The organism is Mycobacterium sp. E802, assembly GCF_001666875.1.
Classification (GTDB): domain Bacteria; phylum Actinomycetota; class Actinomycetes; order Mycobacteriales; family Mycobacteriaceae; genus Mycobacterium.
Map to the genome: position 1 here is coordinate 1 of NZ_LZJD01000175.1, position 19,854 is coordinate 19,854.

Below are 19,854 nucleotides of genomic sequence, written 5' to 3' on the forward strand. Positions count from 1 at the left end.
GTGGCCGCCGCATTGGCGTACACCAAGGAACATCTGGATTCGGTGACCTCCGAGGAGGTCAGCCGGGCCGTCGCGGTATCCGAGCGTACGCTGCGCCGGCTGTTTGCCGAGACCATCGGAATCTCTTGGCGCACTTACCTTCTGCATGCGCGGATGTTGCGGGCCATGGCGCTGCTGGCCGGGCCCGAGCAATCAGTGCAGGCCACCGCGACGGCCGTGGGCTTCGAAAACCTGAGCTCGTTCACCCGGTGTTTCAGCCAGTTCTGCGGTCAGACGCCGTCGGCGTATCGGGCTCGCGCGCGCGAGGAGCTGTAGGGAGGGCCAGGCCCGCCCGCTCGACGCTGGCAGGCTCTCGGTGTGATGCTTGGCGCGGTAGGCTGCGCCGCCGCCGTTGATTCCGAACCGCCGCTTGCTCCACAACAGCCAGATGACCGCGGCGAGGTTGATCAGCAGCGCTCCGGCCCGCAGTACGGTCACCTTTTCGGTCAGCTCGTAGATCTCCAGCGGCAGGAACACACCGGTGGCGATCACCGCGAAGTACTCGCCCCAGCGTCGGGTCAGCCACAGACCGATGGCCTCGACGAATTCGATCAGCGCATAGGCGGCCACGCCGGGCTGCGATCCACAGCAAGGTGCTCGAGGACAGTGTGAATGCTCACCGATATGGCGGACGATATTGGCATCTTCGATATTCCAAGCGTCTGGTCCGTCAGAGGTCGCAGCAGCAGAATGTCCTTTTAGAAGACATCTTGCAGTGGGGCGCCGGACGTGGACTTTGAGGGTGCCAGCCGTGGAGTATGCGAGGGCAGCCGAGCGACTGATGTGCGCGCTGCTTCAAGCAGCGATCATGTCGGCGGCGTTCCGCACGGCATGGGACTTTAGCTTCGGTATCCGAACCTGCCGGCGTCGTTGGCGGTCCAATCTGGGGCGTCATATGGCGGCGCACATAGCGCGCTTGGCTGACAGGCGGGCAGCGACGGGAACGAAGTCGACCTCGCTCGTCGATCCTGATTCGGAACCGAGGGAGTCGAATTACACTTCATTCACGTGAGAGGCACACATTCTTCTGACAGGCGCTTCGGGGTTGCACGGGTCCAGGTGACCGGCCGCACAGATTATATGGAATCCAACGTCCGCGATCTAATTAACGAGCTTCCCGACGATCTACGGGCAGTGGGGTTCGAGCCAGACCTTTTCTTCCATGAGCCCGGTGGGCGCGGAGGAGGCGTGTCCCCGATAGAAGAAATTGCTCTGTACCTCGGCCCAGAATTGGCATCTGGGCTGATAGGCGGTGCAGCGTGGGCTGCGATCGCGGCGATAACTACGTGGGCGCGTAAGCGTATACGCCGGGAGCCCTCGTCGCAGGTAACATCGACGCCTGTACAATCAGATAGCCAAGAATTCTTGCCAATTTACGTGCTGCTGCGCATGTATTCAGGCGAAGGTGCATTCCTCTCCCACACCGAAATCACCGCCGATCGTGTCGCGCATCACTACATGCATCTTGCCATTGCAAAGGGCGAATCAACTGCGGACTGTGAAGGTCTGGTCAAGCTCTACCCCAACCAACGCGGTCAGATTGCTGTCACCACCCAATCCGGGTCGATCAGTTGCCTCATCGAGCCGGGGCGGACCGCATGCGAAACGCCAGCCGGCAACTGGCCCCGCCATGAAGACGGCACCCCATATCACAGCTTCCGATTCCACGCCAGCGGCGAAATCGAATGGGTCGATGGGCAGATGGGTGATCTGGCGAGAGCAACCCTCGATGCTGGCGGAAAATACCGTGCATTCGAATGGCGAATCATCGCCGTAGACGACGGCATTGCGCTTACAAACGACCAGACGGGCCGAGGCGTGCGCGTCACGCCTGAGGGGGTGGAAGGGTTTTGAACGGCAAAGTTATCTTTGATCCACAGCACCTGGGTTGGGCCCTCGTCTTAGGCCCGGCGATAATTGTCGCTGCCTACATCAACATTGATAACAGGTACTTCGGTCCGTATTTTGCTGTTGTTGACGTCGTATTCAACGATTTTGGGACGGGGTACCGATGGCACGATAAGGAAATTCTGCTGTCACTTTTTCGTCGTATCGTGGCGATCGTCGCTACAGGTGCGTTGTTAAACCTGCTGCACTACCAGCTGATCGATATTGCCGCTGTGTTCTTGGTGGCGGGGTTTCTGTTGATCTGGCCCGCCTTTGCGCGGCCACTACCCGTTCCAGCAAGTAAGTCTGATCGGCATGTCCTGCTCGTCTGGGCTCTGTACATCGCAAGCGTGGTGCTGTTCGGGTTATTTGGAGCCAAACTGTGGGCCATTCTCACAGCGCTATTCGGGAAGGACCCCTGGGAAGCGATCCGCGAAAACCTGGTTTGGGGGGCCATTTTGTTGGTAGGAGGTCTTACTGCAACCGCCTACCGTGCGGGGTTGCAGGGACGGGGTTGGCAAGGCGACTGGCAGCCTGACAACGAGCGGACAGGCGGGCAATCAGATTGATCGACGACCCGTTTCGATGGCAATTGGAACACTTGGCGGACTCGCGGGTGTACCGCAAGAAGCTCAACACCGTCAAGGCCACCGGTTCAAAGTGGCCCGAGCGGGCGGCAATCAGCCTGCCTGCTCTCCTCGGCGCAATCCTCCTCATCGAGATGCATCAGCGTCCGGGCCTCATCCGCGCGGCCGAGTGGATCGTCTCCACCACGGTGCCGAGATGTCTACGTTGGCCAATCACCCGAGGGCCGCTGCAGATTGCCGATGGGCCATGGGATTTTGAGCTCGCGGTTTGTACAGCGTATTCGATTCTCGGGCAAGCGGTGGCCGGTGAAGACAGCGAGGCTGCAGCAATCACCGCCGCTGCGGTCGCATGGAATGGCAAAGCTGTCCGTCAACCGTGCTCGGCGTACGGATATGGCGAAGTGCTTGCCTACACCTACGTCATCGCGAATCGGATGCTAGCCGAAGCTGCCATTTCCCAGCCCACGTCGCTCGTCCAATAGCGTCAAAGAACTCGTGGAAGCCATCGGTGCTTTCATCGACGGCTGGAATCAGCATCGGCGCCCGTTGGCTTGGACCAAGACCGCAGACGAGATCTTGCCCCGCGGCCGTAACGCAAATTCAGTGGCGAGGGTTAGGTGCGGCAACTGAGCTCCATGCTGTCGCTGTCGCGGGCGAGGAAGTTCACGCTCACATAGCCGTTGGACGGCTCGCGCACGTGGTCCAGGTAAGGCTTGGTGTCGTCCATGGAGGTGTTGTCCGCGACGAGTAGGGCTCCGATATTGAGTTGTGGCTCAAGGAGTTCGAGCACCGGAAGGTAGAGCTCCTTCCAGCCGTCGAGCAGCACGAAACCGATGTCGCCGGTCACGGTCTTGAGTGTTTCCAGCGCATCGCCCTCTAGGACGGTGATGACGTCCTCGAGGCCGGTATCGGCGAACGTCTGCTTGGCCGAGGCGATCTTGGTCGCGCTGAGCTCGGTGGTGAACACCCGCCCGGAGCCGTTGTCGCGCACCGCCGATGCCAGGTGCAGTGCCGAGAGTCCGAAGGACATCCCGAACTCGACGACGACGGCCGGCTTGATGGCCCGCACCAGCGAGTACAACAACCGGCCGGCCTCACGCGTCACCGGCATGTAGATGTCGCTGAGGGCATCTGCACGTTCCTGAGCGCTCGCGTTGGACAGATCGGCGAACTTGCGGGAGCCCTCCTCACGAAGTTTCGCGAACTGCTCGGCCGACGCCGCGTACATCCGGTCCAATGTGTCTGCGACCCTGGGGTCCTCGAGAGTAGTCACGCTCACGAAACTACGCCCGGGCGGTGAAAGATGGCGGTGTGCGAAAATTACGGGCACTGCCACTGCTGTCTGCGATCCTCCTCGTCCTCGCCGCGCTGCTGGCGCCGAACGCCGGTGCGGGCGGATACCGCTCCATCACCCTGACGTTCGTCCGCCACGCGCAGTCGGCGGGTAACGCCTCGGGCCTGATCGACAGCTCGACCCCGGGACCACCGCTGACCGAGCTGGGCCGCAGCCAGGCCGTCGCCAGTGCACAGCGCCTGGCGTCCCACCATTACGACGGCATCTTCGCCTCGACCATGGTGCGCACCCAACAGACCGCCGAGCCGATGGCCGACACCTTGGGCGAGCCGGTCACCGTGTTGCCCGGACTCCGCGAGGTCGAGGCAGGCGATTACGAAGGCCAGCCGGAAGCGAGTGCGGTGAACACGTATTTCTCGGCGCCCGAGAAGTGGTTGCGCGGCGACCGCAGCGCGCGGATACCCGGATCGATCGACGGCAATGAGTTCGATGCTCGGTTCGACGGTGCCGTCCAGCAGATCTACGACACCGGTGACGACAATCCCGTCGCGTATTCACACGGCGCCGCGATCATGCTGTGGGTGCAGATGAACGTCGTCAATCCCGATCCGCAGCTGCTGATGGAGCACCCGCTCGACAACACCGGCTATGTGGTGGTGAAAGGCAATCCGACGGATGGCTGGACGCTGACCGACTGGGACGGCGCCGGAACCTAGCCGTCGCGGCCGGGCGCGGTTACTGTGGCAAGGCACGCGGAGATGGAGCGGGACTATGAGGTTTCTGTCATGAGGTTTCGAGTTTTGCCTTACGTGACCGTCGAGGTCGACGACCGCGTCCGGCTGCGCGCACGCCGCGCCGGCGAGCGGCTGCGGATCAACCTCAGGGCCTACCTGCGTAGTGCCGCCGATGACGTCGAGACCGCCAGTGGCCGGGTCCGCGACTTGTGTGACACCGCGGTCAACCGGGTCGATCTGGCCGTGGCAAGCGTCAACGACAAGATCGCTCCCGCTCCTGACGCCCCGGTTTCCAACACGTCCGTTTCCGACACGGGCACCACCGACGAGCCGCCAAAGCGACGCCTGCAGGTCGTCTAGGCCGAGGCGGCGCATCCGCCGCCGGCGCTCTACGGTTGAGGGGCACGGGCCTTCTCTTCTCTAGAGGGCCGACATACCGGCCCGGAAGGGGTTGACGAGGCTTGCTCGGCAACAGTCTTGCGGTGCTGTTCGCCCTCTGCGCAGCGGTTTTCGCAGCTGTCGGCATTGTGGTCCGGCAGCGCGCGACGATGGACGTTCCACCCGAGAAGGGTGTCAGCAGCGTCATGCTGCGCACCTTGCTGCGCCGCAAGCTGTGGTGGGCCGGGACCGCATCGGCGGTGGCCGGCTATGTCTTCCAGGCGCTGGCACTGGGGTTCGGGTCGTTGCTGCTCGTCCAGCCGGTGTTGGTGTCGGCATTGTTGTTCGCGTTGCCGCTCAGTGCCCGGCTGGCCCACCGCCGGGTCAGCCGTGCGGAGTGGCTGTGGGCGCTGCTGTTGACCGGTGCGTTGACCGTGTTCGTCGCGCTGGCCAGAGCCAGCACGGGAACCTACGCCGTCTCGGTGGCCACCACCGTCACCGTCGCCGTGGTGTGCGCGGCGGCGGTCACCCTCTGCGTGCTGGCCGCCACGCGCAGCGTCAACTGGCGTCGCGCGGTACTGCTCGCGTTGGCAGTGGGCGTGATGTTCGGCGTGGTGGCGGTGCTGACCAAGATCGTCATGCACACGATTGCCGTGCAGGGTCTGATCTCGGCGCTCACCACGCCCGCCCTGTATCTGGTGGTGATCCTCGGGGTGGTCGCGACGCTGTTGCAGCAGTCGGCGTTTCACGCCGGGTCCCTGCAGACCTCCGTGCCGACCATGCTGGTGCTCGAGCCGGTTGTCGCGGTGGTCCTCGGCTCGGTCGTGCTGGGTGAGCACCTGGCGATCACCGGATGGGAACCGGTGGCCCTGTCGGTCGCCATCGGCGCGATGGCCGCCGCCACCGTGGCACTCGGCCGCGACGAGGGTGCTTACGAGGAGAGCTTGGAAGCGGACCTGGAAGTCAAGGCCGCTAAGGGTTGATGGTGTGCTCGCCGATCTGGCGGCCCCACACGTACTCGGTAACCAGCGGCTGACCCAGCTCGAAGTGGTTGTACGGGGCGATCGAGGCGCCGGTGTCCAAGACCAGGTACGGCGCCGGCCACAGATCCTTGGTGATCGGCTGCCAGCAGCCGGGGCGGCCTTCGGGACCACCGGTGGCGTTCACCCGGGGCAGGTTGTCGGGATAGACCCAGGCGTTCGGCGCGCCGACCAGGAAGTCGTGCAGTTCGAACGCATAGCCGTTGCGGGTCTGCTGGGCGAACTTGGGGGCGGCCTCGGCGTAGTTGTGGATCATGCAGTACAGCGCCGGGCTGTTGCGGTCGAACATCGCGCTGACCGGTAGGAGGTCCTGGTTACCGCGGACCAGGTACGGCCCGCCGCGTTCGAAGATGTCGCCGCCGGTGTTGCCGAACCCGACTGCGGCCACCAGGGCCTGGTCGAGGTTGCCGCGCTGCTCGTTGAGGGTGCGCGCGGTGGTGACGGCGTTGGTCAGGCCGTCGAACAGATCGGGGGCGGCGTTGGCGTAGACCTCACCCAGATCGGCCAGGCCGGCGATGTCGCGCCGGATCTCGGGCATGCGTGGGTTGAGATCGCTGAGGATGTCGTTGCCGTTGACGATCGACTGGCCGAACTTCTCGCCGAGGCCGTCCAGTGCCTGGGCGGTGGCGGTCAGAGTTTCGTTGAGCTTGATCGGATCGATCTGTTCGGAGATCGCGGTGATGGTCTCGAACAGCGTGTTGAACTCCGTCGTCACCCCTTGGGCATGGATCGGGGTGGCCGGGTCGACCCGCGCTGACGTGGGATTGTCGGGTGCGACGAACGAGATGTACTTGTTGCCGAACACCGTGGTGGCCTTCAGTTCGGCGGTCACGTTCTCGGGGATCAGCTTGAGGTACTTGGGCTTGATGTCCAGCGTCAGCTGGGCCTGTTGCTCGCCGTCGACGTCGGCCACGTTCACGGCCGTCAACCGGCCGATCGGCACGCCGTTGAAGGTGACCTTCGAGCCCGGGTCCATCGACAGGCCCGAGCGATTGGCCAGCACAGTGAGCTGCGTCTTCTCCTCGAAGGCGCCACGGAACTGCATCCAGGTCAACACCAGCACCGCGACCAGAAGGATCGCCATACCCGCGCACGCGGTCTTGTACGGCGGGTCGTAACGCCAATGCTTGAACCGCTGTCCGAAGCGGTCCCGCAATGTCGCGGTGGATGAGGCCACGCGCAAACCTCCGAATTATTGACGCAGCCAGCAACTAAAGGTCCGAAAACTGTCCCAAACAACCAGAGATAAGTGCAACTACAGAGGCCTCTGTGCGGCGAATCTCAAACCGCCGGTGCCAGGAGACCCCCGTCACAGAGTAAGCCCTGATCAGGTATTACGGCCGCCGTTCACGCCCAACGAGCGTCAGGCTGAGCGGCGCACCCGGGCCGCGGCCGATTCGGGCATCGGCTCGTAGCGGGCGAACTCCCGGCTGAACGATCCGGCGCCGTGCGACAGCGACCGCAGGTCAATGGCGTACCGCGTCAGCTCTACCTCGGGGATCTCGGCCTTCACCAACGTGCGGTCGTCATCGGCCTTGTCCGTGCCCAGGACCCGGCCGCGCCGGCCGGCCAGATCGCTCATCACGGCGCCCACCAGATCGTCGGGCACCACGACAGTCACCTCGTCGATCGGTTCGAGCAGGCTCACCCCGGCCGCCGCGGCCGCCTCACGCAACGCCAACCCGCCGGCCATCTGAAAGGCGAAGTCCGACGAGTCGACGCTGTGCGCCTTGCCGTCGACCAGGGTCACCCGGATGTCGACGACGGGATAATCGGTGATCCCTTTCTCCATCTGCGCCCGTACGCCTTTCTCGACGCTAGGGATGAACTGGCGCGGCACGGCTCCGCCCACGACCTTGTCGACGAACTCGAACCCGGTGCCCTCCGGCAACGGCTCCACCTCGATGTCGCATACCGCGTACTGGCCGTGACCACCGGACTGTTTGACGTGTCGGCCGTGGCCTTTTGCCTTTCCGCCGAGCGTCTCTCGCAGGGAACCCGCAACTCCACGGTGTCCACTGACACCCCGTAACGGCGCGACAGGGCGTCGAGAACCACCGCGGCGTGCGCCTCGCCCATGCACCACAGCACGATCTGGTGGGTCTCGGGGTTCTGCTCGATACGCAGCGTCGGATCTTCGGCGGCCAACCGCTGTAACCCGACCGAGAGTTTGTCCTCGTCGGTTTTGGCGCGCGGCTGGACCGCGACCGGCAGCAGCGGGTCGGGCATGGTCCACGGCCGCAGCACCAGAGGATCAGCCTTGTCGCTGAGGGTGTCCCCGGTCTCGGCCCGGCTGAGCCGGCCGATCGCGCAGATGTCCCCGGCCACCACCGACGGCGCCGGACGCTGCTGTTTACCCAGCGGGAAGGACAGGGTGCCGATGCGCTCGTCCTCGTCGTGATCGGCATGGCCGTGGGAGCCGGCCGGTGAGACGGAGCCGTTGAAGGCAGAAAAATGGCCCGACACATGCACGGTGGCGTCGGGCCTGATGGTGCCGGAGAACACCCGGACCAGGCTGACCCTGCCGACATAGGGATCCGACGTCGTCTTGACCACCTCGGCCAGCAGCGGCCCGGACGGATCGCAGGGCAACGGTGTGCGGGTGGCTCCGTTGGTGGTGAACACCTCGGGTAGCCGATGTTCGGGTGGTGACGGAAAGCCGCGGGTGGCGACCTCCAGCAGTTCCAGCGTGCCGACCCCCGACCCGCTGCACACCGGGATCACCGGGAAAAACGAACCGCGGGCCACGGCCTTCTCCAGGTCGGCGATCAACACCGCTTCATCGATCTCTTCGCCGCCGAGGTAGCGCTCCATCAAGGTCTCGTCCTCGGACTCCTCGATGATCCCCTCGATCAGCGAGCCGCGTAGTTCGGAGATCTCGTCATCCAAGGAGCCGTCGGGGGGCCGGTTGGTGAGGGTGAGCAGCCCGATCACCCCCTCACCGGCGGGGAAGTACAGCGGCGCCACCTTGTCCCCGAAGGCCTGCTGGGCGCCGGCCAGCGCAGCCGCATAGTTGGCCCTGGCGTGGTCGAGCTTGGTGATGACCACGGCCCGCGGCATGCCCACCGCCGCACACTCCTGCCACAGCGCCTTCGTCGGCTCGTCGACGTCCTCGTTGGCGGCGATGACGAACAATGCGCAATCCGCGGCGCGCAGCCCGGCGCGTAGTTCCCCGACGAAATCGGCGTATCCGGGGGTGTCGATCAGATTGACCTTGATCCCGTTGTGCTGCAAGGGGGCCAGCGCGAGGCCGACCGAGCGCTGTTGGCCGATCTCAGCTTCGTCGAAATCGCAGACCGTCGACCCGTCGGCCACCGAGCCCGGGCGATTCAACACCCCTGCGGCCACGAGCAGTGCCTCCACGAGCGTGGTCTTGCCCGAACCTGACGGGCCGACGAGCACCACATTGCGAATGGCGGCGGGACTGTCGGCGGTGGGTACCGCTGCGTTGCCGGCCGAGTTCGACTTGTCCGCCATGGCGTTCCTCCTGGTGTCCCTGCCATCCACCATTCCCCGATGTGATCTGGAGCACAAGAGTCGTGGTGGCCGCCGCGGGTCTCACCCCTGCCAACTCGCCCAGCGCGTGACCCTGACCGTGATGACCGGGCCGTTCAACGCGATCCGCTCATACTGCGGATATTTGGCACGCAGCAGTCCGTAGCCGGTGGCCATTTCCTCGCCGCTGTGATGGATGGCGGCCTGCCCGTCGGCACGCACCCACCACAGGTGTGTCCAATCGTCGGCGTAGTGGTCGACCAACAGGCTGACCCGCGAATCGTTTTCGATGTTGGCCAGCCGCCGCAGCCGTTGAGTGGACTTGGGTTTGGCGTCCACCGCGGTGTAGATCGTGGCCGAAGCCTCGGCGTCGGCAGGCACGTGCACCGCGAAGACCACCGGGACCAGATGTGGTGCGCCGTCGGTTCCCACGGTGGCCAGCACCGCGACGGGCGCGTTGGCGAACTCGGTCACTGCCTCGAAACCGGCCATGGGTTCAGCTTATGGCTCAGTTGCGGGGGTGCCGGGGTTGCGGAGCCACGCTGATCGGCGATCGGGTCACCGGTGTGCGGGTCACGCCGATCTCGGGTTTCTTGGTCGGGGTCGGCCGGTGGGTGGGCCGGTACACCGGGGCTTGCTGGGTTTCCTCGGGTGGTGGCGGGGGCGGCGCCGGCGGCGCAGGTGGTACCCCGACCCGCAGTGACGGTGAGGGTGCCGGGTTGGTGGTCGACGGGGAGGGTGATGTGGTCGGCGACGGGGTATCGCTCGGTGCCGAATCCCTAAGCAGCAACAGCACACCCGAGATCACGATGGCGGCAGCGGCCAGGCCGGTGGCAATCAGTGCGAGCGTGGCGCGGCGGGTCCGGTACCAGGGCACCGGCGCCGGTTTGAACGACCAGTCGTGAAGCTCGAAGTTGCTGACGGGTCCGGGGACAGACACCACGCGATGCTATCCCCGCTGGCCTGACAATGAGCGCCGAGTTCGAAGGCGTCGCGGTAGGGTGCCCGTGCGCGTTGTCCGCGGACTCGTTCACTCCGGCGACAGGTTCGAGCAACCGCTGCGCCATGACGGCGCTTCCTGAGCATCGGAGGGTTTCGCAATGATCACATCCAGGTTCGCGAAGGTATCCGCCCTGGCCGTCTCGGCCGTCGTCACCGTGGGACTGGCCGCGTGCGCACCGCCGCAGAAGGACACCGCCGGTGCCGAAACCGACACCGGAGTGAAGATGGCCGAGGCCACGTCGGTAGCTGATTTCGGCGGGATGGACAAGCTCGTCGCGGCGGCGAAGGCCGAGGGTGAACTGAATGTGATTGCGCTGCCCCCGGATTGGGCGAACTACGGCGCGATCATCAAAGCCTTCGAGGATAAGTACGGCATCAAGGTGAACTCGGCGCAGCCCGACGCATCAAGCCAGGAAGAGATCAACGCGGCCAACCAGCAGAAGGGCAAGAGCACCGCACCCGATGTGTTCGACCTCGGACAGTCGGTGGCGCTGGCCAACACCTCGATGTTCGCGCCTTACAAGGTGGCCACGTTCGACGACATTCCGGCGAAGTTGAAGGATCCCGACGGCACCTGGGTCAACGATTACGGCGGTTTCATGTCCATCGGCTTCGACTCGACCAAGGTCCCGCCGATCACCACGATCGACGACCTGCTCAAGCCCGAATACCACGGCAAGGTCGCGCTCAACGGCGATCCGACCCAGGCCGGGGCCGCCTTCGCCGGGGTGCTGATGGCCGCGGTGGCGCACGGCGGGTCCGCCGACGACATCGCCCCGGGCGTCGAGTTCTTTGCCAAACTCAACGAGGCGGGCAACTTCCTGCCGCTCGATCCGACGCCGGCCACCATCGAGTCGGGGCAGACCCCGGTGGTGATCGACTGGAACTACCTCAACGGCACCGAAAGTCAGAAGGTACCCGGCTGGCAGGTGATGGTTCCCCACGAAGCCCTGGTCGCGGGCTACTACTTCCAGGCGATCAACAAAGACGCGCCGCACCCCGCGGCGGCCCGGCTGTGGCAGGAGTTCCTGTTCAGTGACGAGGGGCAGAACCTGTATGCCAAGGGCGGGGTTCGGCCGGTTCGCGCCGACAAGATGATCCTGGCCGGGACGGCCGATCGGGCCGCCTTCGGCCAGCTGCCCATCATCGACGGGCCGGTCACCGTCGCCACTCAGGACCAAACCGACACTGCCAACGAGTATCTGGCCGACAACTGGGCCAAGGCGATCGGCTGAGTCGGACCATGCCGGATCGGATCTCGGGCCGACGGGTGTGGGCGGGCGTTCGTGACGCCGTGCCACTGCTGCCGTTCGTGGCCGTGGTCACGGTTTTCCTGATCGTGCCCACGGCGACGGTGATCGTCATGGCGTTCTTCGCCGACGGCACGTTCACCCTGGACCGCATCGCCGCCCTGTTCACCGGGACCGCGTTGACTGCGCTGTTCAAAAGCATTGTGCTGTCGGCGAGCACGGCGCTGATCGGGGCAGTTCTGGGCGCCGTGTTGGCGTGGTTGATCGTCAGCAGCCCGCAGGCGTCGATGCTGCGGCGTGCGGTGCTCGCGCTGTGCAGCGTGCTGGCCCAGTTCGGGGGCGTGGCACTGGCTTTCGCATTCCTCGCCACGATCGGGCTCAACGGGGTCCTGACGTTGTGGGTCTCCGAACACCTGGGCTGGGATCTGTCGGGCTCCGGCTGGCTCTACGGGTTGGCCGGCTTGATCCTGGTCTACACCTACTTTCAGATCCCGTTGATGGTGATCGTGTTTCTGCCGGCCCTGGAGGGTCTGCGCGAGCAGTGGCGCGAAGCCGCGGTGAGCCTGGGCGCGTCACGGTGGCAGTACCTGCGGGAAGTGGCTGTCCCGTTGCTCACCCCGGCGTTCCTGGGCTCGGCATTGCTGTTGTTCGCCAACGCTTTTGCCGCCTATGCCACCGCGGCGGCCCTGGTCAGTCAGGGCAGTCCGATCGTGCCGTTGCTGATCCGGACCGCGCTCACCAGCGAGGTGGTGCTGGGGCAGTCCGGTTTCGCCTATGCGCTGGCGCTCGAGATGATCGTGGTGGTGGCTGTGGTGATGTTCGCCTACAACGCCTTGGTGCGCAGATCGGCGAGGTGGCTCAAATGAACCGGGTGATCCGGGTAGCGCTGTGGGTGCTGTTCGGCCTGTTCTTCCTGTTTCCGCTGTACGCCATGGCCGATTTCTCCACCCGCAACCTCATCGAGGGCGGGCGCACCGCGGCGGCCTGGCGCAACCTGGTGGCCGACGAGGCGCTGTATCAGGCCATCGTGATCTCACTGTTGCTCGCGGTGTTCACCGTGATCGCGATGCTGATCCTGTTGGTACCGACGATGATCTGGGTCCGGTTGCAGGCCCGGTGGGCGGGCCGGTTCGTCGAGTTCCTGTGCCTGCTGCCGTTGACCATCCCGGCGTTGGTGGTCGTGGTGGGTCTACGCAACGTCTACCTGTGGGTCACGTACCTGCTCGGTGAATCGGCGCTCACCCTCACCTTCGTCTATGTGGTGCTGGTGCTGCCGTTCGCCTATCGGGCAATCGATTCCGCGCTGGCGGCCATCGACCTGCAGACCCTCGCCGAAGCCGCCCGATCGTTGGGCGCGGGTTGGTTCTCCACGATCGCAAGGGTGATCGTGCCCAACATCTGGTCGGGGATTCTGTCCGCGGCCTTCATCTCCATCGCGGTGGTGCTCGGTGAGTACACCATCGCCTCACTGAGCGGCTTCGACACGCTACCGGTTCAGATCGTCGCGATCGGCAAGAGCGACGGACCCACCTCGGTGGCGGCTTCGCTGGCCACGCTGCTGTTCGGTTTCGCGCTCTTGTTGGTGTTGGCGGCAGTGACCCGAGGTCGCTCCCGGACGTCAGGAGCCAGGGCATGAATTCCAGTGTGGGCGTCGAACTTCGCAAACTCACCCGCACCTACGGCAACGTCAACGCGCTCGACGGGTTGAGCCTGTCCATCGGGCCGGGAGAGTTGGTCGCCCTGCTCGGGCCGTCGGGCTGTGGCAAGACCACCGCGATGCGCATCCTGGCCGGTCTCGACGAGGCCACGTCCGGTGCTGTGCTCGTCGGCGGCCGTGACATCAGTTCGGTGCCGGCCAACAAGCGGGACATGGGCATGGTGTTCCAGGCCTACAGCCTGTTCCCGCATCTGACCGTGTTGGACAACGTCGCCTTCGGTTTGAAGATGCGCGGAAAGTCCAAGCGCCACAGACTGTCCCGGGCCGGTGACATGCTGGATCTGGTGGGCCTGACCGCCCACCGGAACAAATATGCCAGTGAACTGTCCGGCGGCCAGCAGCAGCGGGTCGCGCTGGCCCGGGCCCTGGCGATCGAACCGAGGGTGCTGTTGCTCGACGAGCCGTTGTCCGCGCTCGACGCACAGGTACGTACCCAGCTGCGCGACGAGATCCGGCGGGTGCAACTCGAGGTCGGCACAACGACATTGTTCGTCACCCATGACCAGGAGGAGGCCCTGGCCGTTGCGGACCGGGTCGGCGTGATGAGCCACGGCAAACTCGAACAACTTGCCACACCGACCGAGCTCTACGCGCGCCCGGCCACACCGTTCGTCGCCGAGTTCGTCGGGCTGCACAACAAGGTGCCCGCACGCGTGTCGGGCCGGCGGGCCCGGCTGCTCGGCACCGAGGTGCCGACGCTGCGCGGTTCGGTGACCGCGGGCGCCGGTACGGCCATGGTGCGGCCCGAATCCATCAGGCTGCGGGCCGATCCGAGCGGACGGGCGGTGGTGGCGTCGGTGGCCTTCCTGGGCTCGATCTCCCGGGTGTACCTGACCCTGCCGGACGGCACCGTCATCCACGCGCAGTTGCCGAGCTCGCAGGCCCGCTTCTTCGAGCCCGGGGCACCGGTGAGCGTCGCGCTCGAACCCCTGCCGGTGTTGGTGATTTAGCTCAGGTCGGTGATCTGGCTAAGCGCTAGACGTCCTTGACCGGTTCGATCCCCAGATCGCGGTAGGTGACCAGCGCCGCGAACGGCACTCCACGCTTGGCGAACCGCCCGGTGGCGATGTCCCCGCGGTCAACCATCGGGATGACGCCGGTGACGACGGCGCCCACCGAGGTGACCCGCTCATAGGCGATCTCGGTGGAGCCGCCGGTGCTGATCACGTCGTCGACCAGCAGCACGCGGGTGCCCGGCTCGAGCCGGGTGCCCTCGATCCACTGTTCGCGGCCGCGGGACTTCTGTTCCTTGCGCACCGAGAACCACGCCTTGCCGGTCACCATCGCCACGCCGTGCGCCAACGGGTCGGCGCCCATGGTCAACCCGCCGACCGCGTCGAACTCGATGCCGCGCGCGGCGGCCAGGTCGGCGACCGCCCGGCTGACGATGGCCATGCGCTCACCGGTGTCGATGGCGTACTTGCCGTCGATGTAGTCGTGGCTCAGTTGTCCGCTGGCGAGCCGGAACGGCTCCTCACGGTGTTCGTACCCGCGGGTGCGAATCAGATCGAAAGCGGCTTGCCAGGTTTCCGGGCGCTCAGGCATACGGCGATCGTATTGCACCGGCCGGCGGTGGCTCAGGCCTGCCTGGCGCGTCGCGCCAGCTCCGCTGTGGCAGCGCGCAACTCGCCGTATGAGCTGATCGGCGCGTTGTAGCCGACGCGGATGTAGGCCTGCCCGCGTTCGGTGGTGACCCTCAGATCGAGGCCGTAGCGGTCGGCCGCGGTGCACACGGCCGCGACGGTGTCGGGGTAGCCACCGAAGGCGCGGGCCATGTCGGCCAGCGAATCGGCATGGTCGGCGTTGAGATGCTCGATCGCACCGGCAGCCTGTGGCGAGACCGGATCGGGTTCGGCCGCGGCGTAGGCCTGGCCGGTGGTCGAGTCCATCCGACCGTAGCCACCGACCCACCGGACGCGCTGCACGCGCAGCACCCACAGGGAGAAGTCGCTGAAGTCGATGTAATAGCGGGCGGCGGCCACCGCATCGAGATGGGCCTGCCGGGCGGCGGCGAGCTCATCGCCGGCGGGTCGTTCGGCGACGCCGGCCAGTGTGATGCGGCTGCTGGCCAGGGGATCTGACCCGAAGCCGGGGTCGACGATCGAGATGCTGGCCCGTGGATCGCGGGCGAGGTTGCGGCCGTGCTCGGCCATGTTCGAGACGCACAGCACGGGCGCACCGGCCAGCAAGCCGTAGGTGACGAAGGATGCCCACGGGTCACCGTCGGCGGTCAACGACGCCAGCGTGCCGACGTTCGTCGACGCGGCGATCGTGCGGGCTTCTTCAGCTGCAGACGGACGAGCCCCCTCGATCACCTCCGTCAACGGGGGAGGGACCGAAGGGGCATCACCTGGGTCGCCATGATCGGGCAACTCAGCCCCCGAGCGCGGCGATCAGATCCTTGATCTGCGCGGTCTCGGACTCGGTCGCCGGCTCCTCGGCCTCGACGGCCTCGATGAGGTCCTTGCGGAGCCCGACGCCGTTGGCCGCTTCCTGGGTGGACAGCTTCGCGCGGTTGCGTGCGACGTACAGACGCTGACCGAGCGTGGCGCCGGGGCCTTCAGACGCGGTCGTCATCAGCTCGTCGTAGCGGTGGCGCACGCCGCTGAGCGCGACGATGACCGACGGGGTGACGCGGCTGCGGCCGGCCGCCTCCGACAGCGACGTCTGCAGCTTGCGCAGACCGCTGAGGACGACCCCCGCGCGATCGGCGTACTCCGGGTCCCCGACGGGAGGTAGTGCGTCGATGGCGGCGATGTACATGTGCATCGCCGCATCGGACAGACCAACGATTACTGGTGCTTCACCGTCATTTGGTGCGGACTCACCCACAGGCCATCCCTCGTCGAATGTTCGTGATCGCCGGCCCATAGCCGACGAGGAGACAAATGCGGGAAAAACCTAACCTTTCCCGGTCTCTTATTCAACCGTTAGTTTTCCCGCAAACATGCCTCGACCGGCGAATCACGTTGCTGCAGGAACCTTTCGGAGTGCTTGGTCTTCTCCGGGTGTCGAGTACTGCCGAAGTGGGTACGTTGGGAGCCTGATGGACAAAGTTCAAACGGGCGACGTTCACGCGGACCACGGTCAAGACGGCCACGCGGTGGTCGAGCATCCGGCCGCCGAGGACTTCGCGCATGCCAGGACGCTGCCGACCGACCGTCACTGGTTCAAGCGGGCGGTGTTCTACGAGGTGCTGGTTCGCGCGTTCTACGACTCCAACGCCGACGGCGTCGGCGATCTGCAAGGTCTGACCCAGCAACTCGACTACCTCAAATGGCTGGGCGTGGACTGCCTCTGGCTGCCGCCGTTCTACGACTCACCGCTGCGCGACGGCGGCTACGACATCCGCGACTTCTACAAGGTGCTGCCCGAGTTCGGCACCGTCGAGGATTTCGTGACGCTATTGGACGGGGCGCATCGACGTGGTATTCGGGTCATCACCGACCTCGTCATGAACCACACCTCGGATTCCCACGCATGGTTCCAGGAGTCGCGCCACAACCCGGACGGGCCCTACGGCGACTTCTACGTCTGGAGCGACACCAGCGACCGCTACGCCGACGCACGCATCATCTTCGTCGACACCGAGGAGTCCAACTGGACCTTCGACCCGGTGCGGCGACAGTTCTATTGGCACCGTTTCTTCAGTCACCAGCCCGATCTGAACTACGAGAACCCGGCCGTGCAGGAAGCGATGATCGATGTCCTGCGGTTCTGGTTGGACCTCGGCATCGACGGTTTCCGGTTGGACGCGGTGCCTTATCTGTTCGAGCGCGAGGGCACCAACTGCGAGAACCTGCCCGAGACACACGCCTTCCTCAAACGGTGCCGCAAGGTGGTCGACGACGAGTTCCCGGGCCGGGTGCTGCTGGCCGAGGCCAATCAGTGGCCGGCCGATGTCGTGGAGTACTTCGGAGATCCGAAGACGGGCGGCGACGAATGCCACATGGCATTCCATTTCCCGCTGATGCCACGGATCTTCATGGCGGTGCGGCGAGAATCGCGATTCCCGATCTCGGAGATCCTGGCCCAGACGCCGCCGATTCCCGACATGGCGCAGTGGGGGATCTTCTTGCGCAACCACGACGAGTTGACGCTGGAGATGGTCACCGACGACGAGCGTGACTACATGTATGCCGAATACGCCAAGGATCCGCGGATGAAGGCCAACGTCGGGATCCGGCGCCGGCTGGCCCCGCTACTGGAGAACGACCGCAACCAGATCGAGCTGTTCACCGCCCTGTTGTTGTCCCTGCCCGGATCCCCGGTGCTGTACTACGGCGACGAGATCGGGATGGGCGACATCATCTGGCTCGGCGACCGCGACAGCGTGCGCACCCCGATGCAGTGGACGCCGGACCGCAATACCGGATTTTCCAAGGCCAACCCCGGCCGGCTGTATCTCCCGCCGAACCAGGATGCGGTCTACGGATACCAGTCGGTCAATGTCGAAGCGCAGCGCGACAGTTCGACGTCGCTGCTGAACTGGACCCGCAACATGTTGTCGGTGCGGGGGCGCCACGATGCGTTCGCGGTGGGCACGTTCCGGGAGCTCGGTGGCTCCAACCCCTCGGTGTTGGCCTATGTACGACAGCTCGAGGAGGACGGCGGGGCCGGTGGAGACGCCGTGCTCTGCGTGAACAACCTGTCGAGGTTCCCGCAGCCCATCGAGTTGAATCTGCAAGAGTGGTGCGGATATACGCCCATCGAGATGTCGGGCTACGTGGAGTTCCCCAGCATCGGTCAGCTGCCCTACCTGCTGACCCTGCCGGGGCATGGTTTCTATTGGTTCGAGCTCCGCGAACCCGAGCATGATCCGGGAGCACAGCAATGAGTATCGAATTCGGCGATTGGTTGACCCAGCAGCGATGGTATGCCGGTCGCGGCCGTGAATTGACTTCCGCCACACCGGGTCTGGTACTCAGCCTGGGTGATGATCTGGAACTGAACCTGCTGGACGTTTCCTACGACGACGGCAGCGCAGAGCGATACCAGGTGCTGGTGAAGTGGGATGCCGATCCGATCGACGAGTACAGCTCGGTGGCCACCATCGACAGCGTCGAGGGCCGGACCGCCTACGACGCCCTCTATGACCCCGAGGCAGCCCGGTATCTGCTGGAGATGATCGACCGATCGGCTGCCGTGGGCGAATTGCGCTGCACCAGGGAACCCGAGGCCACCTTGCCGCTGGACGCCCCGCCGCGGGTGTCGGCGGCCGAGCAGAGCAACACCAGCGTAGTGTTCGGTCAGGATGCCGTGTTCAAGGTGTTCCGCCGGATCACCCCGGGCATCAACCCCGACATCGAACTCAACCGGGTGCTGGCGCGCGCCGAGAATCCGCACGTGGCCAGGCTGCTCGGGTCGGCCGAAATCGAGTGGGGCGGTGAACCGTTCGCGCTCGGGATGGTGACCGAGTTCGCGGCCAACTCGGCCGAGGGTTGGGATATGGCCACCGCGAGCACCCGCGATCTGTTCGCCGAGGGCGACCTGTACGCCGACGAGGTCGGTGGCGACTTCGCTGCCGAGTCCTACCGGTTGGGGGAGGCCGTGGCCTCGGTGCACACCTGCCTGGCCGAGCAGCTCGGCAGCGCGTCGGCACCCTTCCCCGCCGATCTCATGTCCGCCCGGCTGGCCACCGCCGCCGAGGCGGTACCCGAACTGCGCGAACATTTTTCGTTGATCGAAGACCGCTACCGGAAGCTGGCCGACGAGCAGGTGACAGTGCAGCGGATACACGGTGACCTGCACCTCGGCCAGGTGTTGCGCACCCCCGAGCACTGGCTGCTGATCGACTTCGAGGGTGAGCCCGGCCAGCCGTTGCAGCTGCGGCGCAGCCCGGACTCCCCGGTACGCGACGTCGCGGGCATGGTGCGGTCCTTCGAGTACGCGGCGTACGCACGCCTGGTGGATCTGGCCACCGACGACGAGCGGGCCCGGCAGTTGTCCGCCCGCGCCCGTGAATGGGCCGACCGCAACAGCGCGGCCTTCTGCGACGGCTACGCCGCGGTGGCCGGTACCGACCCCCGCGAACATGCGGCGCTGCTGGCGGCCTACGAACTGGACAAGGCCGTGTACGAGGCGGCCTACGAGGCGCGTTACCGGCCGAGTTGGTTGCCGGTTCCGCTGGCCTCGGTGGCCCGGCTGATCGGTTGAGAAGCGCATCGGTCGCGGATTTCGACGGGGTATCCGACGTGCCCGCCTAGTAGCGACTTTTCAGCGACGAAGTCGCTCGTATGCGGGCACGGGACAGCTGATGTTCATGATGCGAGAGGTGCCCGTGTGTCAAAAACGGCGAGCGACAATGGGACTGGTGAGACTTCACGATACCGGTGTGGCGATTGTCGCTCGATTGTCGCTACTAGGCGGGCACGTCGGATACCCCGTCGAAATCCGCGACCGATGCGCTTCTCAACCGATCAGCCGGGCCA

20 protein-coding genes and 3 pseudogenes are annotated in these 19,854 nt (G+C 65.4%); 14 read left to right on the plus strand and 9 right to left on the minus strand.

Annotation, left to right across the window (positions count from 1 at the left end; genetic code table 11):
* Positions 1-315, plus strand: a 315-nt coding sequence (locus A5699_RS25160) for a helix-turn-helix transcriptional regulator (RefSeq protein WP_157561444.1), incomplete at its 5' end; no start/stop codon positions are given.
* Here the strand turns inward: A5699_RS25160 and A5699_RS30070 are convergent.
* Positions 254-737 (minus strand): annotated as a pseudogene (locus A5699_RS30070) (DUF2127 domain-containing protein); the annotation flags it as partial. The gene A5699_RS25160 and the pseudogene A5699_RS30070 sit on opposite strands and share 62 nt — an antisense overlap.
* 667 nt (positions 738-1,404) lie before the next feature.
* On the opposite strand from A5699_RS30070, the gene A5699_RS25170 reads away from it, so the two are divergent.
* The 4 genes and pseudogenes from A5699_RS25170 to A5699_RS30075 form a co-directional block, all read left to right on the plus strand.
* Positions 1,405-1,893 (plus strand): hypothetical protein, encoded by a 489-nt coding sequence (locus A5699_RS25170; protein ID WP_067775585.1) that lies wholly within the window; start codon positions 1,405-1,407, stop codon positions 1,891-1,893.
* A complete protein-coding gene (locus A5699_RS25175) occupies positions 1,890-2,495 on the plus strand; it encodes a hypothetical protein (RefSeq protein WP_067775588.1) in 606 nt (201 codons plus the stop codon). The genes A5699_RS25170 and A5699_RS25175 overlap by 4 nt, the downstream gene beginning before the upstream one ends.
* Positions 2,492-2,995 carry a hypothetical protein gene (locus A5699_RS25180; RefSeq protein ID WP_157561445.1) on the plus strand — a complete coding sequence of 168 codons (504 nt, stop codon included), beginning with the start codon at positions 2,492-2,494 and terminating at the stop codon, positions 2,993-2,995. The genes A5699_RS25175 and A5699_RS25180 overlap by 4 nt, the downstream gene beginning before the upstream one ends.
* A pseudogene (locus tag A5699_RS30075) lies at positions 2,979-3,143 on the plus strand (IS630 family transposase); the annotation flags it as partial. The gene A5699_RS25180 and the pseudogene A5699_RS30075, both read left to right, overlap by 17 nt.
* Here the strand turns inward: A5699_RS30075 and A5699_RS25185 are convergent.
* Entirely contained in the window at positions 3,127-3,741 is a 615-nt protein-coding gene (locus A5699_RS25185; RefSeq protein WP_067775593.1) for an O-methyltransferase, read from the minus strand. The pseudogene A5699_RS30075 and the gene A5699_RS25185 sit on opposite strands and share 17 nt — an antisense overlap.
* Positions 3,742-3,824: 83 nt before the next feature.
* Here A5699_RS25185 and A5699_RS25190 point away from each other — a divergent pair, with 83 nt between their 5' ends.
* The 3 genes from A5699_RS25190 (at position 3,825) to A5699_RS25200 (ending at position 5,902) form a co-directional block, all read left to right on the plus strand.
* Positions 3,825-4,523: a histidine phosphatase family protein gene (locus A5699_RS25190; RefSeq protein ID WP_082957874.1), complete on the plus strand. Its 699-nt coding sequence runs from the start codon at positions 3,825-3,827 to the stop codon at positions 4,521-4,523.
* Between the two features lie 69 nt (positions 4,524-4,592).
* Entirely contained in the window at positions 4,593-4,901 is a 309-nt protein-coding gene (locus A5699_RS25195) for a hypothetical protein (RefSeq protein ID WP_067775637.1), read from the plus strand.
* A gap of 101 nt (positions 4,902-5,002) precedes the next feature.
* Complete coding sequence (locus A5699_RS25200; RefSeq protein ID WP_067775599.1) at positions 5,003-5,902, plus strand: DMT family transporter; 900 nt, start codon at positions 5,003-5,005, stop codon at positions 5,900-5,902.
* Here the strand turns inward: A5699_RS25200 and A5699_RS25205 are convergent.
* The 4 genes and pseudogenes from A5699_RS25205 to A5699_RS29385 form a co-directional block, all read right to left on the minus strand.
* Positions 5,892-7,043, minus strand: coding sequence for an MCE family protein (locus A5699_RS25205; protein ID WP_082957875.1), 1,152 nt, complete (start codon positions 7,041-7,043; stop codon positions 5,892-5,894). The two genes, A5699_RS25200 and A5699_RS25205, sit on opposite strands and share 11 nt — an antisense overlap.
* A gap of 279 nt (positions 7,044-7,322) precedes the next feature.
* Positions 7,323-9,436 (minus strand): annotated as a pseudogene (locus A5699_RS25210) (elongation factor G-like protein EF-G2).
* Positions 9,437-9,517: 81 nt separating this feature from the next.
* Positions 9,518-9,946, minus strand: a complete 429-nt coding sequence (locus A5699_RS25215) for a TIGR03668 family PPOX class F420-dependent oxidoreductase (protein ID WP_067775602.1) — start codon at positions 9,944-9,946, stop codon at positions 9,518-9,520.
* A gap of 16 nt (positions 9,947-9,962) precedes the next feature.
* The gene (locus tag A5699_RS29385; RefSeq protein WP_157561446.1) at positions 9,963-10,394 is read right to left on the minus strand and encodes a hypothetical protein; all 432 of its coding nucleotides are present in this window, start codon (positions 10,392-10,394) and stop codon (positions 9,963-9,965) included.
* 160 nt (positions 10,395-10,554) lie between these two features.
* Between A5699_RS29385 and A5699_RS25225 the strand changes: the two genes are divergently transcribed.
* Genes A5699_RS25225 through A5699_RS25240 form a run of 4 tightly spaced genes read left to right on the plus strand, consistent with a single transcriptional unit; the run spans position 10,555 to position 14,373 of the window.
* Complete coding sequence (locus tag A5699_RS25225; RefSeq protein ID WP_067775608.1) at positions 10,555-11,691, plus strand: ABC transporter substrate-binding protein; 1,137 nt, start codon at positions 10,555-10,557, stop codon at positions 11,689-11,691.
* An 8-nt stretch (positions 11,692-11,699) separates the two neighbouring features.
* Complete coding sequence (locus A5699_RS25230; RefSeq protein ID WP_067775611.1) at positions 11,700-12,572, plus strand: ABC transporter permease subunit; 873 nt, start codon at positions 11,700-11,702, stop codon at positions 12,570-12,572.
* Positions 12,569-13,342: an ABC transporter permease gene (locus tag A5699_RS25235; protein WP_067775614.1), complete on the plus strand. Its 774-nt coding sequence runs from the start codon at positions 12,569-12,571 to the stop codon at positions 13,340-13,342. The genes A5699_RS25230 and A5699_RS25235 overlap by 4 nt, the downstream gene beginning before the upstream one ends.
* Positions 13,339-14,373, plus strand: coding sequence for an ABC transporter ATP-binding protein (locus A5699_RS25240; RefSeq protein WP_067775617.1), 1,035 nt, complete (start codon positions 13,339-13,341; stop codon positions 14,371-14,373). The genes A5699_RS25235 and A5699_RS25240 overlap by 4 nt, the downstream gene beginning before the upstream one ends.
* A gap of 25 nt (positions 14,374-14,398) precedes the next feature.
* On the opposite strand, the gene A5699_RS25245 is transcribed toward A5699_RS25240, so the two are convergent.
* From A5699_RS25245 to A5699_RS25255, 3 genes are read right to left on the minus strand one after another with little or no spacing between them, the layout of a single operon-like run.
* Positions 14,399-14,968: an orotate phosphoribosyltransferase gene (locus A5699_RS25245; RefSeq protein ID WP_067775620.1), complete on the minus strand. Its 570-nt coding sequence runs from the start codon at positions 14,966-14,968 to the stop codon at positions 14,399-14,401.
* Between the two features lie 32 nt (positions 14,969-15,000).
* Positions 15,001-15,738 carry a HugZ family protein gene (locus tag A5699_RS25250; RefSeq protein ID WP_369806772.1) on the minus strand — a complete coding sequence of 246 codons (738 nt, stop codon included), beginning with the start codon at positions 15,736-15,738 and terminating at the stop codon, positions 15,001-15,003.
* Positions 15,739-15,796: 58 nt separating this feature from the next.
* The gene (locus A5699_RS25255) at positions 15,797-16,186 is read right to left on the minus strand and encodes a hypothetical protein (protein WP_067775628.1); all 390 of its coding nucleotides are present in this window, start codon (positions 16,184-16,186) and stop codon (positions 15,797-15,799) included.
* A gap of 283 nt (positions 16,187-16,469) precedes the next feature.
* Here A5699_RS25255 and treS point away from each other — a divergent pair, with 283 nt between their 5' ends.
* Both treS and A5699_RS25265 read left to right on the plus strand, forming a co-directional pair.
* Complete coding sequence (treS, locus tag A5699_RS25260; RefSeq protein WP_067775631.1) at positions 16,470-18,260, plus strand: maltose alpha-D-glucosyltransferase; 1,791 nt, start codon at positions 16,470-16,472, stop codon at positions 18,258-18,260.
* On the plus strand, positions 18,257-19,579 hold the full coding sequence (locus A5699_RS25265) for a maltokinase (RefSeq protein ID WP_067775634.1): 1,323 nt from the start codon (positions 18,257-18,259) through the stop codon (positions 19,577-19,579). The genes treS and A5699_RS25265 overlap by 4 nt, the downstream gene beginning before the upstream one ends.
* Positions 19,580-19,854: the final 275 nt, after the last annotated feature.

Coding starts and splice junctions, on each gene's coding strand:
- A5699_RS25195 (WP_067775637.1), top strand. CDS start 4,593: ATGAGGTTTCGAGTTTTGCCTTACGTGACCGTCGAGGTCGACGACCGC.
- A5699_RS25205 (WP_082957875.1), bottom strand. CDS start 7,043: ATGGCGATCCTTCTGGTCGCGGTGCTGGTGTTGACCTGGATGCAGTTC.
- A5699_RS25225 (WP_067775608.1), top strand. CDS start 10,555: ATGATCACATCCAGGTTCGCGAAGGTATCCGCCCTGGCCGTCTCGGCC.
- A5699_RS25215 (WP_067775602.1), bottom strand. CDS start 9,946: ATGGCCGGTTTCGAGGCAGTGACCGAGTTCGCCAACGCGCCCGTCGCG.
- A5699_RS25230 (WP_067775611.1), top strand. CDS start 11,700: ATGCCGGATCGGATCTCGGGCCGACGGGTGTGGGCGGGCGTTCGTGAC.
- A5699_RS25265 (WP_067775634.1), top strand. CDS start 18,257: ATGAGTATCGAATTCGGCGATTGGTTGACCCAGCAGCGATGGTATGCC.
- A5699_RS25255 (WP_067775628.1), bottom strand. CDS start 16,186: ATGTACATCGCCGCCATCGACGCACTACCTCCCGTCGGGGACCCGGAG.
- treS (WP_067775631.1), top strand. CDS start 16,470: ATGGACAAAGTTCAAACGGGCGACGTTCACGCGGACCACGGTCAAGAC.
- A5699_RS25235 (WP_067775614.1), top strand. CDS start 12,569: ATGAACCGGGTGATCCGGGTAGCGCTGTGGGTGCTGTTCGGCCTGTTC.
- A5699_RS25240 (WP_067775617.1), top strand. CDS start 13,339: ATGAATTCCAGTGTGGGCGTCGAACTTCGCAAACTCACCCGCACCTAC.
- A5699_RS25185 (WP_067775593.1), bottom strand. CDS start 3,741: ATGTACGCGGCGTCGGCCGAGCAGTTCGCGAAACTTCGTGAGGAGGGC.
- A5699_RS25245 (WP_067775620.1), bottom strand. CDS start 14,968: ATGCCTGAGCGCCCGGAAACCTGGCAAGCCGCTTTCGATCTGATTCGC.